3 protein-coding genes are annotated in these 2,665 nt (G+C 50.9%); all 3 read right to left on the bottom strand.

Going from position 1 to position 2,665, the window contains the following annotated elements; translation table 11 throughout:
- Positions 1-234: 234 nt before the first annotated feature.
- Entirely contained in the window at positions 235-1,116 is an 882-nt protein-coding gene (locus WBV27_RS03270; protein ID WP_424199377.1) for a LysR family transcriptional regulator, read from the bottom strand.
- Between the two features lie 147 nt (positions 1,117-1,263).
- Positions 1,264-2,439 (bottom strand): MalY/PatB family protein, encoded by a 1,176-nt coding sequence (locus tag WBV27_RS03265; protein WP_424199375.1) that lies wholly within the window; start codon positions 2,437-2,439, stop codon positions 1,264-1,266.
- A partial coding sequence (locus tag WBV27_RS03260; RefSeq protein ID WP_424199373.1) for a DUF3737 family protein occupies positions 2,423-2,665 on the bottom strand: 243 nt, incomplete at its 5' end. The genes WBV27_RS03265 and WBV27_RS03260, both read right to left, overlap by 17 nt.

Here is a 2,665-nt window from a genome sequence, read left to right as displayed (position 1 = left end):
CGCGGGTGTTCACGAACATCCCGCCGCTGCCCAGCCAGCGGACTTCCGTGTGGTCGATCGGTTGAAAAGCTTCTTCTCCAAAGAATACGGTAGGTGGTGGAACGGCTTGTTTGTGTGTTGCCATTTTATTTTCCTCCTTCTGATCCGGTTCATCCGGACAACTGCAGACTATCTTATAGTGCTTATCTTAACGCTGTTTGGGCGCCAATACCAATAGTTATATTGCATCATGAATCATGCCTGCAAAGCATGCTTCAATTCCTCGATGAACTTCGCGACGACAGGCGGGAAAGTCTGGTATTTTTTCCAGGCGATCACAAAACCTGTTTCCAATACGGGATCCAACAATTTAAAACAGAGGGGACTGTCCTCGCTTTCCGGAATAAGCTTTTCAAGACAAAGCGCATATCCCAGATCTGCCTCCACCATGATGGCCGCATTGTAGATCAGATTGTAGCTGCCGATGATGTTCATTCGATCGTACGCATCACCGAACCAGTTCGCCAACTCATTGCGGACAATCGACCTGCCTGCTACCAAAATCGGATAAGGCAGTAAGTCACCCGGGTTGATTTCCGATTTTTGCGCCAAGGGACTGTCTTTTCTCATAAGGACGCCCCATCTTTCTTTTTGCGGAATCCGGAGGAAATCGAACTTTTCGACGTCCACCGGTTCCGTCAACAGACAGATGTCGAGCAGCCCTTTATTGGCCCGGTCCTTGATTTCGTCGGCATCCGCGCTGTGAAACTTGTAGGTGACCTGCGGATAATCCAGACTGAATCGCTTGATATGTTCAGCCAACAGCCTCATGAATTGCGTTTCGCCAGCGCCGATCGCAATTTCGCCGTTCATGAGCGGCTTCTGCTGCTTCAGCTCTTTCTCGGTCCGATTGGTCAAGTCCAGAATTTCTTCAGCCCTTCGCTTCAGGAGCAAACCCTCGCTTGTCAAAGCGATTTTCCTTTTTCCGCGCCTGAACAACTGGACGCCCAACTCCTCCTCCAACTGCATCATCTGCCGGGACAATGTCGGTTGCGTGATGTGCAATTTTTCGGCTGCGCTGGTGATGTTTTCCTCATAAACAACCGTCAAAAAATAATGCATGACCCTTAATTCCATAATTACTGTGCTCCGTTTGCTGATTATTTCGCCATCGAAGGCGTTTACACTTCCATGATGACACAAGTATCCCCATCCGACAAGTGGGAGCCCAAACCAGAAAAACGCTGCATTTCCGCATCAATAGTGCGGCCTTGCAGCGTTTCCTTACAGCGGATATTCCATTTTGTAGGACGCGATCCCTTCGGCGAAACGTTTGATGCCGTCCTCCAGGAGTGCTTTCGGGCAAGCATAATTCCAGCGGACAAAACGCGATCCGTTGCCGCCGAAGATATTTCCTTCGGACAGGTACAGTCCGGTTCTCTCCCTGATAAACGCGCACAGCTCCTTCGTATCTTCCGTAATCGCCGCGCAATCGATCCAGGCCAGATAAGTAGCATCAGCCTCGACTACATGGATTTCAAGGACAAGTTCCTTCAAAGAAGCGATCAAAGATTGCCTGTTCTGCTCCAAGTATTCCCGCAGCTCCTCCAGCCATTCTTCCCCTTCGTCGAAAGCCGCTTCAGCCGCTTGGATCGCGAAAGTATTCGGTTCCGCCACTTCATCCGTATTGATCCCTCTGTCCACTTGTTTTCTGATTTCAGGATTCGGGATGACGATTGCCGCTGTCTGCAGTCCGGCGATATTGAAAGCTTTTGTCGGCGCAATGCACGTGATTGTCCGGTCAGCAATCTCCTCGGAAAGGGAGGCAAACGGGATATACGCGTGGCCGATGTGCGTCAGGTCGCAATGGATCTCGTCACTCACGATCAGCACATCATGCTTGATGCACAGTTCGGCGATCCGTTCCAGCGTCTGCAAATCCCAAACTTTGCCGATCGGATTATGCGGGTTGCAGAAAATGAACAGCGAAGTCGTTTCGCGGGATAGTTTTTCCTCCAGATCCGCATAATCGATGGCATAGCTTCCGTCTTCATAGCGCAATTCGCTTGCCAAGACTTTCCGACCGTTGTTCAGGATGGAATTGTAAAAGATGTTGTAGACCGGCGAAAGAACGACAATGTCATCGCCTATTTCCGTCATTTTCCGCACAATTGAAGAAATAGCCGGAACGACACCCGTGCAATACAGGATCCACTCCTTTTCCATCGCGAATTGATGCCGCCTCTGCCACCACCTGATGATGCTTTCGCGGAAAGTGTCAGGGACGGTATTGTAGCCGAAAGCGCCCTGCCGAATCCGCTTTTCGATCGCATCGATTACAGCAGGCGCCGTTCCGAAGTCCATGTCCGCCACCCACATCGGCAGCTCGCCCGGTTTGACATCCCACTTGTAAGAGTTGGTGTTCCGTCTGTCGATGATCTGGTCAAAATCGAATGGCATATTCCTGTTCCTCCGCAAGCTGGTATTTGGTGTCCTCGGCAGAGATTTCCGGGTCGTCCAGGATCAGTTCTCCGATTCCGGCAGCGGTTATCGTGCCGCTGATCGGATTCTTGACGCTGTCGATGCGGCTGTTCGCTTGAACGTCGACCGTCGAATATTCGAACGCCAGATCCGTGTTGATGATCGTACAATTCTCCATCTTCACGTTTTCCATGTAGCACATGCC

It is taken from the genome of Trichococcus sp. (genome assembly GCF_049589555.1).
In the GTDB taxonomy this organism is placed as follows: Bacteria; Bacillota; Bacilli; order Lactobacillales; family Aerococcaceae; genus Trichococcus.
This window is presented reverse-complemented; position numbering and strand designations above follow the sequence as displayed.